Origin of the sequence: Thermocrispum municipale DSM 44069, from assembly GCF_000427825.1 — a bacterium.
Lineage (GTDB): Bacteria > Actinomycetota > Actinomycetes > Mycobacteriales > Pseudonocardiaceae > Thermocrispum > Thermocrispum municipale.
In genome coordinates this window covers 763928-786203 of the sequence record NZ_KE386593.1, presented here as the reverse complement: position 1 = coordinate 786203, position 22276 = coordinate 763928, and the positions used below count along the sequence as shown (strand labels likewise).

Annotated in this window: 22 protein-coding genes and 1 tRNA gene; 12 read left to right on the top strand and 11 right to left on the bottom strand. The window is 67.2% G+C overall.

Going from position 1 to position 22276, the window contains the following annotated elements:
* Positions 1-7 precede the first annotated feature (7 nt).
* Positions 8-955, bottom strand: coding sequence for an IS481 family transposase (locus YWM_RS0119120; RefSeq protein WP_028852031.1), 948 nt, complete (start codon positions 953-955; stop codon positions 8-10).
* A gap of 275 nt (positions 956-1230) precedes the next feature.
* On the opposite strand from YWM_RS0119120, the gene YWM_RS0119115 reads away from it, so the two are divergent.
* On the top strand, positions 1231-1731 hold the full coding sequence (locus YWM_RS0119115) for a DUF3558 family protein (RefSeq protein ID WP_028852030.1): 501 nt from the start codon (positions 1231-1233) through the stop codon (positions 1729-1731).
* On the opposite strand, the gene YWM_RS0119110 is transcribed toward YWM_RS0119115, so the two are convergent.
* On the bottom strand, positions 1728-2486 hold the full coding sequence (locus YWM_RS0119110; RefSeq protein WP_028852029.1) for a metal-dependent hydrolase: 759 nt from the start codon (positions 2484-2486) through the stop codon (positions 1728-1730). The genes YWM_RS0119115 and YWM_RS0119110 overlap by 4 nt on opposite strands.
* Before the next feature lie 546 nt (positions 2487-3032).
* Here YWM_RS0119110 and YWM_RS0119105 point away from each other — a divergent pair.
* Together YWM_RS0119105 and YWM_RS0119100 are read left to right on the top strand one after the other, a co-directional pair.
* Positions 3033-4577 carry a hypothetical protein gene (locus tag YWM_RS0119105; RefSeq protein ID WP_028852028.1) on the top strand — a complete coding sequence of 515 codons (1545 nt, stop codon included), beginning with the start codon at positions 3033-3035 and terminating at the stop codon, positions 4575-4577.
* An 80-nt stretch (positions 4578-4657) separates the two neighbouring features.
* A complete protein-coding gene (locus YWM_RS0119100) occupies positions 4658-5491 on the top strand; it encodes a hypothetical protein (RefSeq protein ID WP_028852027.1) in 834 nt (277 codons plus the stop codon).
* Positions 5492-5495: 4 nt separating this feature from the next.
* Here YWM_RS0119100 and YWM_RS0119095 read toward each other — a convergent pair whose 3' ends face one another.
* The 3 genes from YWM_RS0119095 to YWM_RS26685 form a co-directional block, all read right to left on the bottom strand.
* Positions 5496-6152: a response regulator gene (locus YWM_RS0119095; RefSeq protein WP_028852026.1), complete on the bottom strand. Its 657-nt coding sequence runs from the start codon at positions 6150-6152 to the stop codon at positions 5496-5498.
* Entirely contained in the window at positions 6149-7252 is a 1104-nt protein-coding gene (locus YWM_RS24605; RefSeq protein ID WP_156914838.1) for a sensor histidine kinase, read from the bottom strand. The genes YWM_RS0119095 and YWM_RS24605 overlap by 4 nt, the downstream gene beginning before the upstream one ends.
* Positions 7253-7340: 88 nt before the next feature.
* Positions 7341-8066 (bottom strand): sensor histidine kinase, encoded by a 726-nt coding sequence (locus YWM_RS26685; RefSeq protein ID WP_245566095.1) that lies wholly within the window; start codon positions 8064-8066, stop codon positions 7341-7343.
* 287 nt (positions 8067-8353) lie between these two features.
* Here YWM_RS26685 and YWM_RS24595 point away from each other — a divergent pair, with 287 nt between their 5' ends.
* The gene (locus YWM_RS24595) at positions 8354-9949 is read left to right on the top strand and encodes a carboxylesterase/lipase family protein (RefSeq protein WP_043661563.1); all 1596 of its coding nucleotides are present in this window, start codon (positions 8354-8356) and stop codon (positions 9947-9949) included.
* A gap of 224 nt (positions 9950-10173) precedes the next feature.
* Positions 10174-10704: a TetR/AcrR family transcriptional regulator gene (locus YWM_RS24590; protein WP_281168841.1), complete on the top strand. Its 531-nt coding sequence runs from the start codon at positions 10174-10176 to the stop codon at positions 10702-10704.
* Positions 10705-10853: 149 nt separating this feature from the next.
* Here the strand turns inward: YWM_RS24590 and YWM_RS0119070 are convergent.
* Positions 10854-10935 (bottom strand) — tRNA-Tyr (locus tag YWM_RS0119070).
* A 147-nt stretch (positions 10936-11082) separates the two neighbouring features.
* On the opposite strand from YWM_RS0119070, the gene YWM_RS24585 reads away from it, so the two are divergent.
* From YWM_RS24585 to YWM_RS0119050, 4 genes are all read left to right on the top strand, one after another.
* Positions 11083-11658 carry a TetR/AcrR family transcriptional regulator gene (locus tag YWM_RS24585; protein ID WP_052345132.1) on the top strand — a complete coding sequence of 192 codons (576 nt, stop codon included), beginning with the start codon at positions 11083-11085 and terminating at the stop codon, positions 11656-11658.
* Entirely contained in the window at positions 11655-13076 is a 1422-nt protein-coding gene (locus YWM_RS0119060) for an amidase (RefSeq protein ID WP_028852025.1), read from the top strand. Before YWM_RS24585 ends, YWM_RS0119060 begins: the two co-directional genes overlap by 4 nt.
* On the top strand, positions 13061-13993 hold the full coding sequence (locus YWM_RS25410) for an alpha/beta fold hydrolase (protein WP_156914837.1): 933 nt from the start codon (positions 13061-13063) through the stop codon (positions 13991-13993). Before YWM_RS0119060 ends, YWM_RS25410 begins: the two co-directional genes overlap by 16 nt.
* A gap of 74 nt (positions 13994-14067) precedes the next feature.
* A complete protein-coding gene (locus YWM_RS0119050) occupies positions 14068-14559 on the top strand; it encodes a YajQ family cyclic di-GMP-binding protein (RefSeq protein ID WP_028852024.1) in 492 nt (163 codons plus the stop codon).
* A gap of 28 nt (positions 14560-14587) precedes the next feature.
* Here the strand turns inward: YWM_RS0119050 and YWM_RS0119045 are convergent, their stop codons facing one another.
* Genes YWM_RS0119045 through YWM_RS0119035 form a run of 3 tightly spaced genes read right to left on the bottom strand, consistent with a single transcriptional unit; the run spans position 14588 to position 17567 of the window.
* On the bottom strand, positions 14588-15793 hold the full coding sequence (locus YWM_RS0119045) for a tyrosine-type recombinase/integrase (RefSeq protein WP_028852023.1): 1206 nt from the start codon (positions 15791-15793) through the stop codon (positions 14588-14590).
* Positions 15793-17166: a replication initiator gene (locus tag YWM_RS0119040; RefSeq protein ID WP_028852022.1), complete on the bottom strand. Its 1374-nt coding sequence runs from the start codon at positions 17164-17166 to the stop codon at positions 15793-15795. Before YWM_RS0119040 ends, YWM_RS0119045 begins: the two co-directional genes overlap by 1 nt.
* A 2-nt stretch (positions 17167-17168) precedes the next feature.
* Positions 17169-17567 (bottom strand): hypothetical protein, encoded by a 399-nt coding sequence (locus tag YWM_RS0119035; RefSeq protein ID WP_028852021.1) that lies wholly within the window; start codon positions 17565-17567, stop codon positions 17169-17171.
* A gap of 143 nt (positions 17568-17710) precedes the next feature.
* Here YWM_RS0119035 and YWM_RS0119030 point away from each other — a divergent pair, with 143 nt between their 5' ends.
* On the top strand, positions 17711-18502 hold the full coding sequence (locus tag YWM_RS0119030) for a GntR family transcriptional regulator (protein WP_028852020.1): 792 nt from the start codon (positions 17711-17713) through the stop codon (positions 18500-18502).
* On the top strand, positions 18502-19032 hold the full coding sequence (locus YWM_RS0119025; protein ID WP_028852019.1) for a GNAT family N-acetyltransferase: 531 nt from the start codon (positions 18502-18504) through the stop codon (positions 19030-19032). The genes YWM_RS0119030 and YWM_RS0119025 overlap by 1 nt, the downstream gene beginning before the upstream one ends.
* Before the next feature lie 333 nt (positions 19033-19365).
* Here YWM_RS0119025 and YWM_RS26305 read toward each other — a convergent pair whose 3' ends face one another.
* A complete protein-coding gene (locus tag YWM_RS26305) occupies positions 19366-20121 on the bottom strand; it encodes a hypothetical protein (RefSeq protein ID WP_156914836.1) in 756 nt (251 codons plus the stop codon).
* Positions 20122-20505: 384 nt separating this feature from the next.
* On the opposite strand from YWM_RS26305, the gene rfbA reads away from it, so the two are divergent.
* Entirely contained in the window at positions 20506-21387 is an 882-nt protein-coding gene (gene rfbA, locus YWM_RS0119020; protein ID WP_028852018.1) for a glucose-1-phosphate thymidylyltransferase RfbA, read from the top strand.
* A 16-nt stretch (positions 21388-21403) separates the two neighbouring features.
* Here rfbA and YWM_RS0119015 read toward each other — a convergent pair whose 3' ends face one another.
* Entirely contained in the window at positions 21404-21856 is a 453-nt protein-coding gene (locus YWM_RS0119015) for a DoxX family protein (RefSeq protein ID WP_052345129.1), read from the bottom strand.
* Positions 21857-22276: the final 420 nt, after the last annotated feature.

Below are 22276 nucleotides of genomic sequence, written 5' to 3'. Positions count from 1 at the left end.
TGGAGGGTCAGGGCAGTCGGCTGATGGGTGGGTGGCCTTGTAGGGCGGAGTGTGGGCGTTCAGTGTTGTAGTGCTGGACCCAGGTGGGCAAGGCTGTCAGGCGGTGGGTGTTGGAGGTCCAGGGCTGGGCGTAGGCGAATTCGGTGAGCAGGGTGCGGTGGAAGCGTTCGGCTTTGCCGTTGGTCCAGGGGCGGCCGGGTTTGATGTAGCGGCGGCGCAGCCCGAGGGCGGTGCAGACCGCGGCCCAGCAGGTGCCGCGGCGGTAGACCAGGGCGTTGTCGGTCAGGATTCGCAGCACGGTGATGCCGTGGTGGCGGAACCAGGCCACGGCGCGGTGCAGGAACGCGGCGGCGGTGGTGTCGCGTTCGTCGGGCAGGGCTTCGACGTAGGCCAGGCGGGTGTGGTCGTCGATGGCGACGTGCAGGTAGTCGTAGCCGATACCGCGGCCGCGGACCTGCTCGCTGCGGCCGTGCACCCGCCAGCCGCCGCCGTCAGGCACTCGCCCGAGTTTCTTGACGTCGATGTGCAGTAGCTCGCCCGGGGCGCGGCGTTCGTAGCGGATGCCCGAATGCCGCCGCCGCACCGACATCCCGGTGATCGGGTCGATCGCCGACAACGGTGGTACGTCCCGACGACGCAGGACACGACCGACGGTGGAGGCCACTAGCCCGAGCTGCCCAGCGAGGAACACCGCACCCCGATGGCACTGCTGCCGCAACGCCAGGATCGCGGCTTCGGTCTCCACGGGCAGGCGGGTGGGGCTGCGATGCGGGCGGGAGGAACGATCGACCAACCCGGCCTCGCCCTCCTCCCGGTGCCGCGCCAGCCACTTGTAGACCGTGGATCGCGCCACCCCGAGCTGCTCAGCAATCCGCGCCGGCGGCCACCCCGCCTGATAACGCTGCACCATCAACTGCCGGGCATACACCGTCGTACGTGCGTTAGCGTGACCCATCGAGGACCTCCAGGACTGGTAGTGGATGCGTCGCAACACCCACTCCGCCCGGAGGCCCTCCCCACAATCAACCCAACACGCCGTCCACAACCTCACGAGTCACGACACCTAGGCGGGCTCGGTCGCCGACCCGCGGACTTGCGGGATCGTGCGGGCCGTGGGTCACCTGTGCCGCGGTTCGAGCACGGCACGTGAGTCACCTATGCCGTGGTTCACCCGGACACGAGGGCAGCGGGGCTGGGTTGGCAGCGCGGGAATGTCTACAGTGCGGTCTCATGCGCACACTGCGATTGCTCACCATGAGCGGACTCCTGGCAGCCCTGGCCGCGTGCGGTCAGGGGTCGGACGGGGCGACCGGTGAAGGCGGCGACAAGGACTATCTGTCGATGAAGCCCGAAGAGGTCTGCAAGCTGCTGACCGTGGACGAGGCGTCGCAGGCGATGAAACCGATCACGACGGACGAACTCACCGCGAGTGGGGAACAGCAGAACTCGCTGCCCGCGTGCCGGTACGGCGCCGGCGAAGGCAAGGCGTACCTGCTGCTGTCCATCCATCAGTCCAGCGCGATGGGCGGCGACGAGGACGCGGAGAAGGTCACGGTGGCGGGCAAGGAAGCACTGCAGACCCGTCCGAGCACCGGCTGCTCGGTGGCGGTCCCGCTGGACGATCAGCACTACTTGCTGGCCATCGCCGAGTCGTGGAAGTCCGACGACGAAGAGTCCTGCCAGGCGGCGACCGAAGCGCTCGAAAAGGCCTATCCGCGACTGTCGAACTAGCGACCCACCACCTGTGCGGCCACATCGAGCGCGTAATCCGTGGCGCCGGGGAGCAGGGCCACAGCCAGGATCGAGAACACCGGCACCATCACCCAGTTCTCGGCCGGACCGTTGGTGCGGAAGCGCAGCGCCTTCGGCGGGCGGATCTCGTACCAGGTCTCGCCCCGGATCGGGATCGGCCACAGGAACGGGCAGCCGGACTTGGTGAGCGCGTCGCCGAGGCAGTGCACGATGCACCCGACCGCCACCGCGTAGCCCAGCCAGCCGGCGAGCGGCGCGAGTTCGCCGAGACCGTCCGGGGTCGAGGTCGCCCACCAGGTCACCGCCGCGGCCGCCACCGGTAGGAGCCAGTCACCCAGCGCATCCTCGGCCAGGAGCAGGGCGAAGATCGCAACCCCGGCGACAGCCCACGGGCCGCCCTTCTCGGTGCCCACCGCGGTGAGCAGACCGAGCAGGACCGCGAACACGACGGTGTGCGACAGGTGGCGGTGCGTGCCCTTGCAGTCCTCGTCGCGCGGCCCTTTGGTCAGCGCGTAGAGACCGGCGGACGCTTTGCGCAGCAGCCACGAGACGGCTTTGGTGATCGGCCCGAGCAGGCGGGACGCACTGGCACCGGGGTGGTCGAGGTCCGGCAGCAGCGCGAACCCGGACGTGACCGTGGCGAAGGCGACCGCTTGGTGGGCGCCCTCCGCGCCGACCATGGGAGCGACCACGAGACCCGCGCACCATCCGGTCAGCGCGTGGGTGCGACCCATCATCGGCGGCTCCCCGCGACGAGCTCGAACCTCGAGGTCTTCGGTATCCGCACAGCCTCACTCCGTGTTGTCCCGTTGATGGCCGACGCGCGTCCGCGCAGGCCGACTTTCCGGCGCGCATCCGCCGCCCACTCCGACTTGTCCGGCCGCGGCTTTCCGGCGCGCATCCACCGACAAGTCGATCATGGAATCTAGCGGGCGGAACCGACACTCAGGCGAACAGTTCCACCACGAGCGCGGAGTCCGCCATGAACTGGGCGTCGACGGCGACGCAGGAGAAGGCCGCCACGCTCGGACGTTCGCAGCTCAGGTCGCGGAAACCCCTGGCCCGCCGGGATTCACAACTCCGTGAGGGAGCGGGCCGTCAGCCCACCTGGACCCGCGCCGCCGGACCGTCACCCCGGCGAAGCACCCGCCGGTCGGCTGTATGAGGGACAACCGTGCCACCTGTCGGCTCGAACTGGCGCGAAGTCGACATTCCCAGCCGAAATCGGTCGAGTTGTGGCAACTTCATAGTCACGTTCGTTCGACCGGGAAGGGGAGGCCGTGAGCAACAAGTGGCGGTACGAGCAGGCAGCTTCCTTCTTTCGCAATCTCCGCGCCGCCTCACACACCGGCCAACACGAGCAGTTCCAGCTCAAACCGGACGAACGGGTCCATTTCGGAGCATTGATACTGTCCGAGGCATATACCCCTGCGACGGCCGAGCAACTCTACCGGGCGATTCAAGACTTTCCTTTCCTACACACCGACGACAAGGCGGACCTGATCACTCAAATCGCGCGCGATCGACAGCGCTTGCTCGGCCGGGAGCGCAAACCGTTCGCGAAAGTTCACCGAACGGGTTCACGGAATGACGTGCCGAACACGCTGGACTTTCAAGCCACTGACACGCTCCCGTCGCCCGTCGACTACGTGGAAATCGATGTGCACACTCCCTGCCCTGACCTGACGATATTGACGGCCACTTTCGTCATCAACGGGTCGGCGGGGGATTTGACCGAGCTTCTTCAGTCGAAATCCTTGGCGACCGAGGAAGAACCCCAGCCAGTCGCCGAGCGACCCTCGGGCCGCGTTCGGAAGCTCATGGCGTGGGCGAAGCGGAGGAAGCACGACGGCGATGCGCAACCGGCGCTGCTTGAACACAAGCGGCTGCGCTGCATGGAGCGCGTGAAGCAGATCGAGCACGCCTGCGAGGAGTGGTTCACCGCCAGATTGCCGGGCAAGTTCTCCAGCGGCGACGCCGTGCCGAGACCAGTCGGCCGGGGTTACGTGACGAAGGGGCGGAAGCCGTTCGCCGAGGACTACCCGCCGCTCGGGGTGCTGGACATCTATCGGAGTCGAGGAGCGTGGCGCAGCCGCAGAAGGGACGAGGAGGGCAACTCGCCCTGGTTCTTCTCCATCGAGCAGAGCAGATTTTCCGACCAGAAAGAAGTTCTTCTGTTCGCCGCGAGCATTGACGACGTCGCGCCTCCCGGAGCCAAGTCCGAGAATTTGTCGTCGGCGATATCGGACAAAGTTGTCGACCGATTTGGCCCACTGTTCTCCTGGCTGACGGTCGTTAGACTGCTGGAAAGCTACGCGGCGGAGGTCGGCAGCTTTCGCGAACGCGCCGTGCGGAGTCGGCGGCCGATCGCGACCGCGAAAGCCCTCGACCGCTACATCATGCGCGACGGAGTGGACGTCACCAGTGTCTGTCGTCATTTGGAGCGGCTCGCGATCGATCCCCCGAGATCGTTCTCCCAGCTCGAATCGACCAGCGTTGCGGTGAACCGTGGTCGCGCCACGGGAGGGAATGAGGGAACCGATTCCCCGGCGTCGGTCGCGGAGTCCATTCGTCAGCAGATTCGGATTTTGTCCAGACACGTCATCGACGACGGCGAGCATCAGCGCATCGTCACAACTTCGCGAAGCCGTGTCGAATTTGCGACTTCAGCGCACTCTGTTCGCGCTGACCATCATCGCCACTACGGTCGCCGTGCTCAGTCTGTTCCTGAACATTTCGTGACTACGGCACCCACGCCAGCTCACGCGGCGCCTCGGCCGTGTCGACGCGCGAACGGCGGCGATCGCATACGCTGCACTCGTTGATCTTTCTCGCACATCGTGTGCCGGGCGAAAGGAACGCGATGGGACGTCCCAGTCCTGGCAACGAAATCGGCTTCCGGATCATGGCAAAGCGCGGGAGGCTCGGCGGCGGGTCGTCCCGCCCCACCAAGTGGTGGTGGCTGACGTTCGTGCTGTGCGTGCTGTTCTTTTTCTCCACGCTCGTGCCCGGCGCCCTGATGCTGATCTCCTGGCACTCCGACGGAACCTACGCCGACCTGTCGAACGGCTTCGTCGAGGTGATCAACAACCCGTACTGGCTGGCCATCGGCGGCATGGTGCTGCTGTGCGCGATGTGGAGCCTGGAGTACACCCGACGTGGTTCCATCGGCGTGAGCACACGCGAGCTGGCGCCGGATCAGCCGGGCGGCACGTTCGAGTCACGGATTCGGATGCTGTCGACACCGCTGCACGTGGCGTGGGCCGTCGCACTCGCAGCGCTCACCGTTGCCTTGTTCGGGTTGCCCGTGACGATGGACTGGGACTCGGAGATTTTCTTCACCTGGCTGTTGTGGGGCACGATCCTGGCCGCGGTGGACGGCGTCGTGTTGGGTTCACTGGTCCGGAAGACGTTCTACGCGCGCTGGCTGCGCAAGCACGGTGGCCGCCCTAATCCGAAGCCGCAAGCGTTCTGGCGCTGGTATTTCTACCGGTGGCGGTGGGATTTGTGGTTGTGCGGAACTGCGACGCTGGCGCTGGCCTGGACCGCGTTCGTCTGGCTGCACCTGGAACTCTTGCCGCCCGAGGAGTTCGGCGACGCCGAGGACATCGCGGAGGCGACGATTTTCACGAACGTTCTGTTCGTCGGCGGCTCCGTGCTCCTGGTCACGGCCTTGTGGAGCTGCACGCAGTTCTGGCGCGCGGGTGAAGACATCGCCACCGGCGAGTCCGCCACCTGACCGGTCACTCCGTGCGCTTCACCAGCCCGGCGTCGTAGGCGAGCAGACCGGCTTGGGTCCGGTTGGCACACTCCAGCTTCACGAGCATGCGCGAGACGTAACTCTTCACGGTCGTTTCGGACAAGTGCAGGCTGCGAGCGATCTGGGCGTTGGACAAACCCTCACCGAGGCATCGCAATACCTCGACCTCCCGCTCGGTCAGCCCGCTCACCAGCTGACGTGCGCGCCGGCGGTGACGTTCGTCGTCAGACGACGCGGTCAGCAGGCGCCGGGCCGCTTGCGGAGACAACACGGTTTGCCCGTTGGCCGCGACCCGCACCAGATCGATGAGGTCCTCCGGCGGAGTGGATTTGACCAGAAAGCCTGCTGCCCCCGCCCGGAGTGCGCGCAACACGTAATCGTCGGCGTCGAACGTGGTGAGCACGACGATCACCGGCGGTTCGGGCATGTCACGGATGCGCGCGGTGGCGACCAACCCGTCCATGACCGGCATACGCAGGTCCATCAGGACGACATCCGGCCGGTGTTGACGGACCGCCTCCACGGCGGCCTGCCCGTCGTGCGCGGACGCCACCACGTCGATGTCGTCCGCGGACCCGAGGATCGTGCCGAGGTGCGCGCACACCATCGGCTCGTCGTCCACGGTGAGCACCCGGATCATTGCTCGCGCCCTTCTTCGGCGGCACGAGCAGGCACGTAGTCGGGCAGGACCGCATCGACGGCGAACCCTCCGTCCGGCTCCCGGCCGGCACGCAACGTGCCGCCGACCAGCTCGACGCGATGTCGCAACCCTTGCAGACCAAGCCCCGAACCAGTGGCGGCGAGCTCAGCGTCCACTGCTCGTGAGCCGGACGGGGCGTTGCGTACGACGACGCGCACGCGACCGTCGTACCGGCTGACTCGCACCTGTGTACTGGCGCCGGCCGCGTGCTTGCGCACGTTCGTCAAGGACTCTTGCACCACGCGTTGGACCGTACGCAGTACCGCAGGTGACAGGTCATCGACGTCACCGTCGCGCACCAGCTCCACCGGCAGCCCGACGGAAGCGGATTCCTCCGTCAACTGCTCGAGCGACGGCGCCGCGACCGCTGCCTGATCGCCAGGGATGTCTGCGCGCAGAGCGGCGACCAAGTCCTCCAGCTCGGCAAGTACCTGCCGGCCCGCTTCGGCCAGTTGCCTCGCGGGCTCCCCGGTCAGCCTCTCGGCGCTGGCGAGCATCTGACGCACCCGGTCGGTCACGACCTCGTGCATCTCTTCTGCCAGCCTGGCCCGCTCGTCCGCCCTCGCCCGCGCGGCCATCATCTCCTGCTCCCGCTCCGCCTGCTCCGCCCGCGCAGTCAGCTCGGCGATCAGCCTGCGACGGGCCGCCACGTACAGGCCGAGCATCACCGGTAGGCCGATCAGCACTCCGGCTACCGTGATCACCGCTGGATCCGGATCCCATGGGCGCGCGGCCACCACGAACAACGCCAGTAACACCGGCGCGACCCGCCGCGGATGGCTCGAATAGGCCACTGCGGCGTAGGCAGCGACAGGGGTGATCACCGGAACGAGCACCAGCACGCTTCGCATCAGGCGATCCGCCGTATCCCCCGCAAGCGCCAATCCGAGCAGCGCAACGGTGACGACGAGCAGCACGGCCGCCAGCAGGTGCGGCCGACGCTTGCGGAGCCCGACCAGCAATGCCGCAGGGGCTTGTACCAGCACCGCGGCGATCGCTGCACCTACTCCGACCACGTTGTACGCCGCGAAAGCGCTCATAGCCATGACCGTCACCACAAACGCCATCACGGCGGCAGCGATGTCGAAAGGATCCCCCGACCGGGCTCCCATTTCCCCCATCGCGACGTCACCCATCCGGTCGGGCAGCGGGGTGTCGTAGCACCCCAAGCAGGTCTCGGAGCTCGTCAAGCGCCTTGGCTCCCGTCGCCCGCACTTCTTCGGCAGCGGCCCGGGTCGGCTCGTCCGCCGCTGACACCTTGAGCGCCCCCGCATGCAACACCATCAGGCTGAGCCGATGGGTGACGATGTCGTGCAACTCGGCCGCCAGCCGTACCCGTTCCTCCGCACGAGCCTGCTCGGCCCGCAGCTCCCGTTCCCGCTCCGCACGCTGCGCCCGCTCGGTCAACGACGCCACCAAGGCTCGCCGGGCGGAGAGGTAGAACCCGAAGAGCATCGGCACCGTCAGGTACAGCAGCCCGGTGGCAGCTATCGGCACCGAGGCCTCCCACGGCCGGGTCGCCACAGCGGTCAACACACCGATCATCAACCACGCGCGACAACGGTCCTGCTGATACAAGTAGGCACCGTAGGTCGGCCCCAGCGGAGCCAGTGGCATCCACAGATTGGTGAGCTCGTTCGACGTCGCCAGGACTCCGGGAACGGCGAGCACCGCGCCGGTCACGATCACCACGGTGCACCCCGCGAGCACGAGCTGTACCCGTGCGCGCGGAGATCTCACCGCGAGAAACACGACCGCGACCACCAGGAAACCGAGCGTCCCCGCTCCGGGATTGGCGCGTGGTTCCCCTGCCGGAAGCAGCAATGGGACCAGCACCGACAGTGCCGTAACCACCGCCAGCACCGCATTGTCAAGGATCACTTGGCCACGCGTACGCCAGCGGCCGAACCGCCCGGGCTCGGCCGGCTCGCATGTCGTCGCCATGGCCATGCCGATCACCGTATGTGCGTCGGCGGCGTCGTGGGCCGTTGCCGCCGTAATCGACCACCAAAGATGCACGTCAGGCCCGTGCCGTGCAACTTTCGTTGATCAGGTTGTCCTCCAATGCAGGTATCCGGCGGGGCCTCCTCTGCGGTGGACTCGAGAGCGCCCACGAGAGAGCCAACCGAGGGGGACGAACAATGACCAGTCGACGACGGCGGGCGCTGCTCGCCTTGGCGGGGACGGCGGGGCTGCTCGCCTGCCTTTCTCCGCTGGCGGTCGCGCAGCCGGGCGAGACGAGTGAACCGATCGTCACCACCGAGTACGGCAAGGTTCGCGGCACCGCGCACGAGAACGCGACGGTCTTCCAGGGCATTCCCTATGCCGCCGCGCCGACGGGGGACCGGCGTTGGCGGAAGCCGGCAGAGCCACAGCCGTGGGACGGCGTGCGTGACGCGACCAAGCCTGCGCCGCCCTGCGCACAGGTTCCGGGCGAACTGCCCGAAGGCAGTACGAGCGAGGACTGTCTGTACCTCAACGTCACGGCGCCGAAGAAGGATTCGGGCAAGCCGCGTCCGGTCGTCGTGTGGATGCACGGCGGCGGCTTCTACATGGGCACCGGCAGCAGTTACGACGCCCAGCGGATGGCCACTCGTGGCGACGCGGTCGTGGTCACCGTCAACTATCGGCTCGGCATCTTCGGCTTCTTCGCGCATCCCGGCCTTGCCGGATCAGGAACGTTCGGCCTGCAGGACCAGCAGGCGGCGCTGAAGTGGGTGCGTCGCAACATCGCCGCGTTCGGTGGCGACCCACGCAACGTCACCGTGGCCGGCCAGTCCGCGGGCGCGATGAGCGTCTGCGCCCAGTTGACCTCGCCGTCGGCACGGGGACTGTTCGACAAGGCGGTCATGCAGAGCGGCTCGTGCGGGTACACATGGCGGAACCACTACCACTACCTCAACGAGCAGGCTTCGTCGATCTACCAGCCGGTTTCCGTCATGCGAGAGCGGGGCGCGCAGACTGCCGCGCAGCTGGGCTGCGAAGGCGACACACAGGATGTCTTGAGGTGCTTGCGGGATCTCCCGGTGGACAAGTTGATGCCGGTGCAGCAGTACTTCATCCAGCCGGCGTACAACACCCCGACCTTGCCGCTGCATCCGGAGAAGGCCGTCAAGTCAGGACAGTTCCACCGGGTTCCGGTGTTGTCCGGCAGCACCAAGGAAGAAGCCATGGCGTGGACCGCCGTCTACGACCAGGGCAAGCCGATGAGCGAAGAGACCTACCGCACCGTGCTGAAGGAGACCTTCGGCGACGAGGCGGGCAAGGTCAGCAAGCGGTACCCGTTGCAGAACTACCCGACCCCGGCCCACGCATGGGCGGCCATCGTCACCGACGACTCGTGGTCCTGCACTCAGTACCGGGTCTCGCAGGAGCTGGCCCAGCACGTTCCGGTTCACCACTACGAGTTCGCTGATCCGGCACCGCCGCCGGTCGGGCCCGAGCCGGAGATTCCCACCGGCGCGCAGCATGCCTCGGAGTTGTGGTCGTTCTTCGACCTTGGAGGGGTCGCGCCACCGTTCACCGCGGACCAGGAGAAGTTGTCGGAGCAGATGATCGACTACTGGACATCGTTCGCTGCATCCGGCGACCCGAACGGTAAGGGTGGCGTGCCGTGGCCGCGCATGCGTCCCGGGCAGTCCGCAGGCACCCAGCAGCTCGCCCCGGGGGACGGCGAAATCCGGCAGATCGATTTCGCCGAAGCGCACCAGTGCAGCTTCTGGTCACACCTGCGCTGACCAGATCGCTGGGGGTGGGCGCCGCGGCATTGCCGCGGCGCCCTGGGGGAACCGGAGATAAGACGGCGCCCCGCTGAGCCCGAGCAAACGGGACCAGCGGGGCGCCTCACCTCTGCTCGCCGACCTGCTCGAGCGGATCATGTACGCGGACGTGTCCCCCCGACTTCCCGAGCACCGCCGCTGCCCCGCACTCCTCCGTAGGGCGCAGCTCCCGGCGGGAAGCACTGCTCGCCGAGGCCATTCGCATGTTCGCCGTCCGGGGTTTCACCAGCGTCAGCCTGGACGACATCGGTGCCGCTGTCGGCATCGCAGGAGCCAGCATCTACAACCACTTCGGCAGCAAACTCGAACTCCTGGAGACGGCTTTCGACCGCGGGACGGCAGCCCTGTACCTCCACCTGTCCGGTGCCTACATCGAGCCGTCGGAAAATGCGATCTTGCGTAAGCTTGCTCGCACCTACGTCCAGTTCATCGTCGATCACCCCCACCTGATCGACCTGCAGACGACCGAGATCGAGCACTTGCCGGAGGATCGGCGGCGCCAGGCAAGGCAAGCTCAGAGCACCTACATCGACGAGTGGGTGCATTTGCTGCGTTCGGTCCAACCGGATCTGGACCCGGTGACCGCGCGCATCACAGTGCACGCGGCGCTGTCGGTCGCCAACGATGTGGCGCGTACTCCGCACCTCCGGCGCAACCCACACGTGCCCGAAGCAGTCGAGCAGATCTGCGTCCAGCTCCTGCGGTTGCCTTGATGAGCGGGTTCCTTCCCTGGGCCGGCAGTCACCCGTCGAGTGGCGAGGGTCTGGGTAGGCATCGGGCAGAGACAGCCGGACGGAGCCGGACACAGCGAAACGCCCCGCTGACCGTGTTCTCGCTGGTCAGCGGGGCGTTTCGCCTCGAGTGGCAGGTGAGGGATTCGAACCCCCGAAGGCTGAGCCGTCTGATTTACAGTCAGATCCCTTTGGCCGCTTGGGTAACCTGCCGTGGCTCGGGTCGATGCCCGGCCGAGCATTAGATTACCGAATCTCATCCCGGGGTTGCGCAAGGGGGGAGCCCCACCATTCGCGCTTGCCCGCGGGGCCGCCACGGCCTAGCATTCCGCTACACGATGTAGCGGAAAGGCGATAGCAATGGCCGGACGCCCCCGGGACGCGGAGCTGGAACGCCGACTGATCGACGCCACATGGTCGCTCCTGCAGAGCCGCGGATACACCGGCCTGACACTCAGCGACGTCGCCGGAGAAGCAAAGGCCCACCGCACCGACGTCTACCGGCGCTGGTCGAGCAAGGCAGCGCTGGTCGCAGACGTCCTGGCGACACACATTCCGCCCGCACGAGACGTCGACACCGGCTCGCTGCTATCGGACTTGCGCGCCTTTCTCGACGACCTGGCAGCAGCATGGGCGCAGCCGTGGGCGAACGGCATCGCCGGGTTTCTCGCCGATGTGCGCTCGGACCCGCACGCCGAGGAGAAGCTGCGGGCGATGAGCGTCAACAGGTCACAGCCGCTGGTAAACGCGGTGGCCAGGGCGGTCCGCCGTGGCGAGATCAGCCAGGTGCCGGAACCGTCGTTGCTCGGCAACCTGCTGGAAGGCCCCCTGGTGCACCGGCGCCTGTTCACCGGCGAGCCGTTCGCTCCGGAGGACCTCGACGTGATCGCTGCGTCGGCCCACCTGCTGCTCACCTCGTCCGCGGTGCGGTCATGACCGGGCTGCACCACTTCACCGCTGCCCAGCAGCTGCGCGCACTTCGCCGCAGGAAGTTCACCGCGCGCAGGCTCACCGAGCACTACCTGAGCCGCATCAAGCGGCATGATCAAACCCTGGGCGCTTTCGTCACCGTCGACCCCGACGCAGCGCTCCGCCAAGCCGACCACGCCGACGAACTCCTCACCCGCGGCGACGCGCCACCCCTGTGCGGCCTTCCCATCGGCGTCAAGGATCTCTTCGCCACCGAGGGCCTGCGCACCACGTTCGGTTCAGCAGCCCTGAAGGACTTCGTGCCACCCGCGGACACCTGGACCGTCGGACTGCTCCGCGATGCCGGAGCGGTCATCGTCGGCAAGACGAACACCCCGGAGTTCGGCTCGACCTGCTACACCGAAAACGACGTGACGCCACACCCGTCCGTCACGCCGTATGCCACGGAGCGCTACGCCTCCGGTTCGAGTGGCGGCGCGGCTGCGGCGGTGGCGGGCGGGCTCTTGCCGTTGGCGCATGCCAGCGACGGAGCCGGCTCGATCAGGACGCCCGCGGCGACGTGTCACCTCGTCGGGGTCAAACCCAGCCGCGGTCTGGTGAGCTCCGCACCGGCAGTGCCCTACTTCTCCGCCTCGACGGAAGGCCCCATCGCCAGAACCGTCGAGGACGCCGCGCTCCTGCTGGACGTCCTCGCGCAGCCCGCGCCCGGCGATCTGTACGGATGGCGGCCGAAGCGGAGCTTCACGTCGACGCTCGGCGAGCCCACCGGCAGGCTCAAGATTGCCGTGTGGTCCGATCCTGGAGTCGGTGAGCCGCATCCGGAGGCCGAGGCCGCACTTCGGCGAGCAACAAGCGCGTTGCGCGACCTCGGCCACAAGGTGTACGAGGTCGCGCTGCCCGCACGCTACGACCAGTCCGTCCGGGACGCCATCGTGAACTGGTTCGGCTTCACCGTTGCCACCGCCGTGGACACGTCCGTTCCTCCGGAACAGCGCCACCTGTTGCGTCCGTACAACCGTTACCTGGACTCCCTCGGCAGGAAGCTCTCCGGAACGGAGGCCGTCCAGGCCCAAGCCGTCATCGCCAACTTCGCCGGCACCTTCCTCACCGCACTCGACGAGTACGACATCGCCGTAACCCCTACGACGAACGGCCCGGCCGTCCCCATCGGCTACTACCACGAGGACGACGACGTCGAGGGTGTACCGGACCGCATGTTGGCGTGGTCGGCCTACACGCCGTGGGCCAACTACACCGGACAGCCCGCCGTCACCGTTCCGACTCATCAAGACGCCGACGGACTTCCGTTGGCAGTGCAGCTCGTCGGCCGGCAACGCCACGATGCCCAGGTTCTGGCCCTTGCCGCGCAGCTGGAGCGCGCCGGCCTGTGGTCCGACATCCACCCGCCGTGCTGGAACAAGTGAAAGGCCGCCCCATGCACCTCGACCCCGGCGCAGGCCTCACCGAACGGTTCGTCACGATTCCCGACGGCCGCAAGCTCCGCACCGTCGTCGCAGGCGAAGGCCCGGGACCGCTCGTCGTGTTCGAAGCAGGCATGAGCGCCCCGGCCGCCACGTGGAGCCACACCCAGCACGCCATGAGCGCCCATACCCGCACACTCTCCTACGACCGCGCAGGCTACGGAGGCAGCGACGAGGACCCCGCCGACCGCACGCTGGAGCGCATCGTCGACGACCTGACCGCCCTGCTGGAAGCGATCGACGAGGTCGATCCCGTGATCCTGGTCGGACACAGCTGGGGCGGTCCGATCGTCCGGCTCTTCGCCGACCGGCACCCCGACCGTGTCGCCGGACTGGTGTTCGTCGACGCCACCCTCGCCGAAGCGATGCCGCCACACAACGCCAGGATCACCGCCTGGTCGATGCGGCTCATGGGCCTGCTGGCCCGGTTCGGTGCACAGCGACTGATCGAACGCACCAGCCTCCCGCACGGGTTCGGCCCCGAGATCACCGACGAACGCGCGCGGATCATGCTGCGCGACTACGCGTGCCACCAGGCGATGCACACCGGCGCCCGCGAGGCCAAGCACATCGGTGCCGCCAACCCGACCATGCGCCGCCTGCAGGAGAAAGGCACACCACCCGTCCCGACCATCTCCGTGCAAGGCGGCCGGGTCGATCGCGGCATGAGCAAGCTCCGCCCGCTGCTCAACCAGAAAGCCGCCGTGCTCATGGCCGCCGTCCCGGACGGCAAAGTGGTCGTGGTCCACGGCGCCGGGCACGCCGTCCCGCAGGAGAAACCCGGCCCGGTCCACGACGCCGTCCTCGAAGTGGTCGACAAGGCCCGCCGCGGCAAGGAAAGGCAAGCCACCCGGCGTTGACCACCGTCCGGCTCATCGACCGCGATAGAGTGCGGCCAAGCAGTTCGACACGACGCACGGGGTGTGAGTTTCCAGTGGCGGATCCATCGTTCGACGTGGTGAGCAAGGTCGACCGCCAGGAGGTGGACAACGCGCTCAACCAGGCGGCCAAGGAGCTGGCCACGCGGTTCGACTTCCGCGGAACCGGAGCCACCGTGTCCTGGGCGGGCGAGAACGCGGTGACCATCGAGGCGGAAACCGAGGAGCGCGCCAAGGCCGCCGTCGAGGTCTTCAAGGACAAGCTGATCAAGCGCGGCATCTCACTGAAGGCGTTCGAGGCAGGCGAGCCCACGCTGTCCGGCAAGATCTACAAGGTGGCGGGCACGATCCAGCAGGGCATCCCGTCCGACAAGGCCAAGAAGATCGCCAAGTTCATCCGCGACGAGGGCCCGAAGGGCGTCCAGGCGCAGATTCAAGGCGACCAGCTGCGGGTGTCCGGCAAGAAGAAGGACCACCTGCAGGACGTCATCGCGATGCTCAAGAAGGAGGACTTCGGCGTCGCGCTGCAGTTCACCAACTACCGGTGATATTGGCTTCGTGACCTGCGGTGATGCGCTAGTCGGTGCCGCCAGGTACATCCCCGGTACAACCGAGGGCGGAATCAACCAGTGAACGAGTCTGGTCCACGGCGTCCGGCCAGTAGCCCACGTAGGTGTTCAGCGTGACCGTCGGCGTCGTGTGGCCCATCGCGAGCTGGACGGTCTTGACGTTGGCTCCGCCGAAGATCAGCACCGTGGCGAAGTAGTGCCGCAGGTCACGCAGGCCGAACCCCTTCGGCAGTCCCGCCTTCTCCACCGCGGGCCGCCAGATGTACGACCAGTCCGACCGGTGGATCGGCCGGCCATCTCCGCGCGTGAACACTAGATCGACCGGACGCCGGGTCGGTCGGCGCGGGTCCGTCTCGTCGTCGATCTCCTCGGGCAGCGGCCGGAACGTGTCCAGGTGGTGGCGCAGCGCCTCCGCCGCGACCACGGGCAGCTCGTTCGTCCGGATGCTGGTCTTGGTTTTCGGCGGAGCGAGGAACGGGTTCCGCCCGCTCACGACGGTGAGTTGTTGGCGAACGTGCACCTCACGCCGCTCGAAGTCGATCGCGTCGCGTTCGAGGCCGAAGATCTCGCCGCCGCGCCAGCCGCAGCCAGCGGCGAGGTAGACGATCGCGCGGTACCGCTCGGGCAGGGCCTCCGCAAGCGCATGCACCTGCTCCGGCCTGGCGATGTAGTACCGGGCGTCCGGGATCTCCGGCAGCCGGATGCCGACACACGGCGTGCTGCCGATGCGCTTGTCGGCGACAGCCGCGTTGAACAGCGGCACGAGCGTGCCGTGGTAGACGGTCGCCAGCGTGCTCGGCGCGAGGCGTTCCGCGCGATCCTTGCCCCAACCCCGGATGTGCGAGTTGCGCACCTGGGCCAGCGGCAGGGCACCCAGCACGGGCACGATGTGCCGCCGGATGACCCGCTCGGTCCGCTCGGCCGTGCTCTGCCGGTGGAGCTGGGTCCGACGCCAGTGGTTGGCGTACTCGGCGACGGTGAGCTTGCCCGCGCGAGGGTCCACGTACTGGCCCCGCGAGATGTCCGCGCGCATGTTGGCGTCGTGGCGCTCGGCGTCGGCCCGCCGGTCGAAGAACTGCGTGCGAGTCTGGCCCGTCTCTGGGTCTGTCCAGCGGACCCGCCACCGCTTGCCGCGACCGTGGCGCTTCGTGGGCAGCCGCTCCCCCGTCTCGGGGTCACGAGCGCGGTGGTACCAAAGGTCGTCAACCGCCATCACGCCACCGCCATGCTGTCGGATCGGCGGTTCTTCCGCCGTTGGATGGCTGCGTCGGCGATGGCTTCGGCGAACTCACGTTCGGCGGCGCTGCGGTAGCCGACGCCGGTCAGCGACCAGTCGTTGATGACGGTGACCTCGCCAGGGTCGTGGATGCCGAGGTCGGCCAGCTCCTGGGCGAAACGGTGCTCCCGGCGAGCGCCGCGCAGGGCGGTGAAGGTGGTGGAGTAGCGGCGGGACTTGGTCAGGAAGTGCCCGCGGAAGCCGAGCATGTGCGCCCACTTCCGCAGCCGTAGTTCCGCCAGTTCGGGCAGCCCGCCAAGCCGCCAGGCGGTGCGAATCATGGTGCGGGTGTGGTCGGTGACGTCGAGGTCGGCGATGTGCTGTTCGGAACGGATCGGGGTGTCGGCGCCTGGAGCGTGGCCAGTGCCCTTGGTGGCGTACTTGGCGATGTAGGACGCCACCGACGAGCCCCGCACCAACGCCGCCGGGTCATCCGGCTCAGCGTCGGTGATGGCGCGGCAGTCGATCTGACGCCCCCACACAAGCCGCCGCGACCCCACCGCCTCAGAGGGTGGCGAGTCCACCGCCACCGCGCGAGCTGCCGAGCGCACCACCCGTTCCAGCAGGTCCACCGTGGCCGCCGCCGGAGGCGCGGTCTCGGGACCGTCGGGGCCGTCGAAGCGAACCACGGCGTGGAAGTGCACCAGGCCCCGCCGCTGATACTCGGCCACCTTGGTGTAGGACAGCCGCAGGTGGTGTTTCAGCGCGGTGGGCCGTACCCCGAGGGCGCGGGCGAGGTGTCGGGCGCAAGTGATGGTGAACCGTCGCCACAGCTCCGAGGCATGCGCCTGCCACAACACCGCACCCACGTAGTCGTAGGCGTCCGGATCAAGCGGCGTGCCCAACGCGGGGTCGTAGTCGTGGTGAGTCGTCCCGCAGGCGCACGAGCGACGCTGCCCGGTGCGGGTGGTCGGCTGGTTGTGCACAGGCCCGAACGACGGCGCGGTCAGCGTGACGAACAGCCGGGGATGCCCCGTCACCGTGTCCGCCACGCCCTTGCCGCCGGACAAACCCGAGCGGATCAAGTGGAAGGTGTCTGCCGAATACCGATCCGCGCACGACGGGCACACCGACTCCCGCCGGTTGCCGCACGCGGCCAACAGCGTGCCTTCCAACTCCCGCACCCGCTGACCGTCAGCCGTCTCCCACGAAGCCGATCCGGCCAGGCGCACCGGCTTCGCACACCCGCCGACCGCTTGCACCTTGGCCCGCCACGAACGGAAACCCGAACCTCGCAGCAGCAGCGCCAACCGCTCGTCTTCGCCCGGCAATTTCGCCACCAGCCGGGCCGACCTCGCGTGTTCGGCCATGCTCAGTGCACCGCACAGAAGCAGACGTAGACGCCGTCGATACGGCCAGTCACCGAACCGTCATAGTCCTTGGCCGCCAGGGTGCCCCAGCAGTCACCACACACGTCCTCAGACCCGTCCCACACATCGCGCTCCTGCACCGAACGCAGGAAGCCCGCCAGTGAGAACTCCTGGAACGGCCCCACTACCGAGTAGACCTCTCCGGCAGCGACCAGCGCGTTCCAGCGTGTCGGAGCCAGTCCCAACTGCTCGACGATCACGTCTTCGATGTACGGCGGCAGATCCCCGAACCGGCCCCGTGCATACGGCTCCAAGGTCAGCGGGTTCTCATCCGAGAACCGGAACCGCTCGGAAACCTCGACCACAGTCGGCTCATCGATGACCAACGCGAGCGCACCCATGACCATGTCCCCCCAGTGAAGTGGCTTGAGCCAGTTGCTGGCTTAAGCCAGCAAAGCGCGTCGCGCGTCGTCCGTCAATAGCTGGCTTGAGCCAGTACACTGACCGCGATGAAGACAGGTCCGCTGACAGCAATCGAGGCGTCGTGAACAGTTCCGCAGACCGTCCCAGCGACGGGACGCAGCTCCCGAGCCGCCAGGTGGCGAGCGAGCTGCGCAGCGCGATCGCCTCGGGCGACCTGCCTCCCGGTGCCAAGCTGCCGTCCGAACGAGCGTTGGCCGCCAAGTACGGCGTGGCCCGCAACACCGCTCGCGAGGCCATTCGCCTGCTCACCGACGAGGGCCTGGTCACGGCGCACCACGGCAAGGGTGTGTTCGTCCGCGAGAAGCGGCGCCTACTCCGCTTCGGCAGCGAGCGTTACTCGCACAGTCTCCGGAACGAGACGGGATTGTCGCCCTACCGCGCCGAGGTAGCGAAGCAGGGCCGCACGGCCCGCGTGGACTGCACGTCGATCGAGCGTGTCCAGCCGCCCGAGGACGTCGCCGAGCGCCTGGGCGCGGCCCCGGCCGAGCCGTCCGTGGTGCGCCGGGAGAACTGGTACTACGCCGACGACGACCCCGTTCAGGTCGGCGTCACCTACATCCCGTGGGAGATCGCGGAAGGCTCTGTGCTGGCCACGTCGGCGAAGATGGGTAAGGGCAGCCTGTACGCGCGGTTCGAGGAACTCGGACACCCGATCACCCGCATCCGTGAAGAAGTCTCCGCCCGCATGCCCACCCACGAGGAAGCCACAGGACTGTCCATCCCGGACGGTGTTCCGGTACTCGATGTGCTGCACACCGGCATCGACCACCTCGGCCGACCGTTCGAGGTGACGAGGTTCGTCATGCGCGCCGACCTGACCGGCCTGGACTACACCATGCCCGTGGAGGACTGATGTTCCAGCCGCACCAACAGCCGACCCCCGTGGTTCGCCCCCGCCGTGATGACGACCTCCCCGCGTGTGCTGCCGCGCTGGTGGCCGTACACGAGGCCGACGGCTACCCCGTCGAAGGAGTCGCCGACCCGGAAGCCTGGCTCAAGCCCGCCGGACTGGTGAAGGCGTGGGTTGCCGAGCTGGCCGGGGAGGTGATCGGGCACGTCTGCATCACTGAGCCCACGGACGCCGACGCAGCGGCCGTCATGTTCCGCGAGACAACCGAGGGCGCAGCCGCGGACATCACTGTGTTGGGCCGACTGTTCGTCCACCCCGAAGCCCGAGGCCACCGAGCCGGTGAACTGCTCACACGTGCCGTGATGGACCACGCAGCCGGTGAAGGGCTACGCCTCGTGCTGGACGTCATGGAGAAGGACCAGGCCGCGATCCGCCTCTACGAACGCCTCGGATGGCGCAAGATCGGGACGACCGACCACGACTCAGGCCATGGCCTCGTGCCCGCCTACTGCTACGTCAGCCCCGCCCCGTAACTCATCCGGCGCACATCCGGTGAGCACTTTCTCTACATGGTCAAGGGCGGCCCCGCCGGGGCCACGGCGGGACCGCAGCGAAGGAGAAGAGATGCCCTCGCCGGGCGGGCAGGTCTCCGGGATGGCCGAGATTAAACGTGGGCGTTGCGGTTCGTCGGTGGTCCCGTGGGTGTGCCATCCCGTCTGACCTCCCCGAGGGCTATCACGCCGCGCCAAGGGGGCAAGCCTGGCAACGTCCCTCACCACAGCACGAAGGTTGCCCCCTTGACACAGCGTGATCGGGCTACGCCAGGTCAGACGGGATGGCACACCACCTCCGCTCTTGTTGCGAGTTCAGCCTAAGCTTTCACGCCACTCGTTCGTACCCGGAAGGTTAAAACGAGCGGGGAGGTTCCCAGGGCAGACTGTGACGAACGGCTTTCCGTTGTCATCGATACGATGCACACGCCGAGCTCCCTCAACCAGTAATAACAGCTCAAATGACCACTCGTACCTCACAGCCTCCACCCCTTGATAGGCCTTCGCCCAGATATGGAACTGCTCAATCTCGCCGCTTGAAAGATTTATCGAGATAGGCTTTCCCGGTTCCCCACCAGCTTTATACCAAGTAACCAGCGGCGAATTCGGATTGAAGTCGAAATCTATTTCGATCCTCCGGGGTACAAGGTCAGCACCACCTGTCGGCCGAGTCAAAATCATGCCCCCATCAAGTTGCACTTTCCTATGAACAACGACACGCACCGACTCAATAACGACTGCGGCATCAGACTTCGCTTGAATAGTCGCCTTCAGGAAGGTCATTCCGGCATCGACAGCGTTCGCCAAGCGCGCCTGTTCAACCCATTCATCTCTATTCAAAGGGTTAATACGAGCCATGCGCATCGGATCGTCAATATAGACAGACAGCGGAACCCAATCAGGCTCGCCGTTCCACACGATCGACGGATCATGTTCAACATGAACCAAGATCGGTTTCGAGAAGTGCCTCCTACCAATCCTCTCCATAAGAGAGGCAAACGGGCGAAGATACGCCTGCAATGTAAGAGACAAAATGAGCCCGATGAGCGCACCACCCACCAATTCCAACACCCCGACACCGTACTCTCAGCCTTCGCAAGATGCGGACCTACACGCCGGTGGTGCGACACAAGAGATCACCACGCCGGTACAGAACGGGTACAAATGGCACTCGTCAACGACAACTACTAACGGCAACCGACAAGCACCAACTCACAGGTCAGAAGCCACCCCGAGGGCATCACCCCAGGCCGGACGCAGTTCACCAACTACCGCTGGCCCACCGGGTGTAGTCCCCGACCGGTTGCAATCACCCTTCGTGTCACCCTAATGTGTGGTGCGCCGTAGCGATCACGGTGCGCTCGGCACACTGGGGACACATGACGCGCGGTGGCGCAAGACGAGAGGTCAGAAGGTGTACGGCACCATGCCGCGGAAAGCTCCTGGGTTGGTCGCGTGAAGGGGATCGTGCTCGCAGGAGGCAGCGGCACGCGCCTGCACCCGATCACGCAGGCGGTGTCCAAACAGCTGCTGCCGGTCTACGACAAACCGATGGTCTACTACCCGCTGTCGGTGCTCATGCTGGCAGGCATCCGCGAGATCCTGCTCATCTCCACGCCGAGCGACCTGCCCAGCTTCCAGCGTCTGCTCGGCGACGGCGGCCAGTGGGGTGTGCACATCAGCTACGCCGAGCAGCCGACCCCGAACGGTTTGGCCGAGGCGTTCTTGATCGGCTCGGACTTCATCGGCGACGACCCGGTCGCCCTGGTGCTGGGTGACAACATCTTCTACGGCCAGGGCTTTTCCAGCCGCCTGCGTGAAGAAGTCCGTGAACTGGACGGCTGCACGTTGTTCGCCTATCCGGTCAAGGATCCCGAGCGCTACGGCGTCGGCGAGGTCGACGAGAACGGCAAGCTGATCTCGATCGAGGAGAAGCCGACGAACCCGAAGTCGGACAAGGCGATCACCGGGCTCTACCTGTACGACAACACGGTCGTCGACATCGCCAAGGAGCTCACCCCGTCGGCGCGCGGCGAGCTGGAGATCACCGAGGTCAACCAGACCTACCTGCGGCAGGGCCGGGCACGCCTGGTCGACCTCGGTCGCGGCTTCGCATGGTTGGACACCGGCACGCACGACTCGCTGCTGGAAGCCGCACAGTTCGTTCAGGTGCTGGAGCACCGCACCGGAGTCCGCATCGCATGCCCGGAGGAGATCGCGCTGCGCATGGGCTTCATCGACCCCGATCAGTGCTTCGCGCTCGGGCGCAAGCTGGACAAGACCGGCTACGGCGAATACGTCATGGCCGTCGCGCGCAGCTTCGGCGCGAGCGGCTGAGCGAACTCCGGCGCACCTAGGCGGGCTCGGCGACACCTCGCGACTGGCGAACCCGCGCGGTCACCGACTCCAGCGCCCATGCTCCCGGGCCCGTGAAGACCAGCACCAGCATCGCCCAGCAGAACAGCGCCGCGGCCATGCCACCGTTCTGGTGGGGCAGCGGCCCTTGCGGTTGGTGCACCACGAAGTACGCGTAGGCCATCGCGCCGGAAGCGATGAACGCGGCGCTGCGGGTTCCGAACCCGAGGGTGACCAGCGCACCGGTGACGGTTTCGATCAGGCCCGCCCACCATTGCGGCCAAGCGCCGAACTCCGCGGCCTGACCGGGGCTGCCCGGTGCGCCGCCGAAGATTCCGAAGACGATGGACGCGCCGTGGGCCAGAAACATCAGGCCGACGGCGATCCGGAACAACGCGATCACCCGGTCCCGCTGCTCTTCCAACACTGCTCGTACTCGGTCGGTGTGCATAACATCGCCCCCTCGTTGTCATCGGGCCTGGCAGGGATGGATCCGTTGCGAACCAGGCAGGCGGTGCGGACGACGCTGTCCAGCAGCAAGATCAACCTGCCCATCGGGCGCAACGAAATGGCACCAGCCGTCCGTTCAACAGGGGGTGGCCGCTGCCCGGAAAAGGAACAGCGAGCCGCCCGAACGGGCAACGGCGCCGCACAGAGGGCCGCGCGAACGCCCGAACGGGCAAGAGCTGGAAGGGATCGGACGCGCCGATGGGGGCGTGCCATGGCGGGACGGCGCCAAGCGGGCAGAGCTCAGCCGAGGGCCGCACCACGCGGGACAAACCCCGAGCCAGGCCGCACCGAGCGGCATGCCGCCGGGCGAACGACGATCACCGAGCGGTCGCGGGCCGGCGGCCACGCATCAACAGCCCCA